Annotated in this window: 1 protein-coding gene and 1 pseudogene; both read left to right on the forward strand. The window is 67.2% G+C overall.

Annotated elements, in window-relative coordinates:
* A pseudogene (locus tag D7S89_RS26990) lies at positions 1–568 on the forward strand (hypothetical protein); the annotation flags it as partial.
* Between the two features lie 119 nt (positions 569–687).
* A partial coding sequence (locus tag D7S89_RS26995; RefSeq protein WP_183085360.1) for a hypothetical protein occupies positions 688–2270 on the forward strand: 1583 nt, incomplete at its 3' end.

The following is a 2270-nucleotide window of genomic DNA, read 5'->3' on the forward strand; positions in this document are numbered from 1 at the left end:
CCATGCCGCCGTCATCGCCCGCACCCATCTGATCCTGCTCGGCGAAGGCGCCGATATGAGCTACCTCTTCTACTCCTCCGACACGCCCGACTCCCCGCCCGGATACGGCCTGTTCTTCGACCTGAGCGACGCCCAGGGCGCCTACGGCGCCAGCAACATCAGCCCCAAGCCCGCCGCCATGGCCGTCGCCGCCATGACCCGCATCGTCGACGGCACCTCCACCCTCGGCTATCTGAACAACGTGCCCGCCGGCGTCTACGGCTACGCCTTCCAGCGCCTGAACGGCGGCAAGGTCGTCACCGCCCTGTGGACCCACAATAACGCCAACTGGAGCGCCTCCTCCGGCTTCAGCGCCTCCTACAGCGTGCCCTACAGCCTGCAGGTCGATGCCCCTGGCTCCTCCGGCAGCGTCATGCTTCTCGATGCCATGGGCAACGCCTCTTCCGTCCCTTACGCCGACGGACAGGTCGCGCTCACCCTCACCGAGTCGCCCCTTTACGTCGTCTCCACCAACGCCGCCGTCATCAAGGCCAACGTCACCCCACCTCTAGGGTACGTCGCACACTGACCGGCACGTGCACCGACGGCTTGCCGAACTCCCAATGTTCGGCAAGCCACAGTCGGCTGGCACGCCTTGTGATGAAGTCGACAATCCGGCCGCCAGAAGCGGTTTTGCGGTTTTCGACCATGCCCGATGCCCTCAACGATCGTTGCACGAGCGCGTCGCACGACGGCGCGCCTGGGTTCCGTCGACGCGCCGTGCGTCTTGCGTTCATGCGCAAGGTGCGCTGCGCGTCGTTTCATGTGGTGCCGGTTCTGGCATGTTTTGTTTCAGCTATCCTAATCGTTTCAGGACTCGAAACGAGCCGTGCCGCCACGACAGGTAACGATGCCGCGCAGCACACGCCCGCTCCAGGCGCTACGCGGGCCGCGTTGAGTTGCGGCCCGCCCTCGGCCCCGGCCGCAGCCGCGCGCGAACACGGCGACGCCCTCGACGCCGACACCCCGGGCAGCGATGGCACACGCACGTTCGCGTTCGGCAGCCCATTCGAACTGGCCTTCACGGCGCGACCGACCGAGCCCGATACGCTCGAGTGGCAGATCCGCGACACCTGGGATGCCGTCCGTGCGAGCGGGCACTTCGCCGTGCCGGCCGGCGCACATGACATCACGCTGCGCTGCACGTCGAGGCTGGCCGGCTACTTCGTCGTGTCGGCCACGCTCGTTCATGCCGATGTGCACTTGGCCGCGCGCGGCACACGCCCGAATGGCATCGCCACCTTCGGCGTGCGGCCCGACGTGTCGGCCGTGCTGCCGGCCGTTTCCTATGCGCGCGCCGATCAGCACCGTTTCGGCGGCCAGGGCACCAACTATCTGAAGCCGGGGCAGACATGCTGCAGCGGCGACGGCTATCGTCCGCTCTATCCGGATCTCGGCCTCACGTGGATCAACGACAACCGCAACTGGTACGTCGAAGAGCCGCAGCATGCCGACACCTTCGCGCCGGGCACGAACACGCTGGCGCCCTACCTGCGCGGCGGCGATCTGCTGCGGCTGATCCAGCTCGACGGCATCCCCGGCTGGGCCAGCCCGACCGGCGCCGCGACGCACAGCTACCCGCCCGTGTCGGAGGCCGCCTATCGCAGCTACATGCGCCGCGTAGGCACCGATTCGGCGCAGATTCGGGCCACGTATTTCCCGCAGCAGACCGCCAATTACTACCAGGTGACCTGGGAGCCCGATCACGACAGCGGACTGCCGTGGCGCGACAGCGACGCGCGCTTCGTCGCGCTTTATCAGGCGACCTATGAAGCGATCCATGCAAGCGACGCGCATGCCGTCGTGATGGGACCGACCAACGCATCGGTGCGCGAAAACGTGCGCTGGCTCAAACGGCTTGCACCGTTAGGGTTCGCGCACTATCTGGATGGCGTGACGGTGCACGGCTATTACGACGCGGGCACTTCGCCGTCGCATCCGCCCGAGCGTCTGGCGACCGACCCCGATCCGGCCACCGCCGCCAACGCCCTGCCCGCCTCGATGCGCGAGCTGCGCGCCGCCATGTCCCAATACCTGAAGCCCGGTGCACGTCTGTTCGTCACCGAGACCGGCATCAGCTACGACAACGGCACCGCCTACGGCCCCAACTATCCGACCCAGAACGTCCTGTTCGCCCATGCCGCCGTCATCGCCCGCACCCATCTGATCCTGCTCGGCGAAGGCGCCGATATGAGCTACCTCTTCTACTCCTCCGACACGCCCGACTCCCC

Source organism: Trinickia fusca, from assembly GCF_003628145.1.
In the GTDB taxonomy this organism is placed as follows: domain Bacteria; phylum Pseudomonadota; class Gammaproteobacteria; order Burkholderiales; family Burkholderiaceae; genus Trinickia; species Trinickia fusca.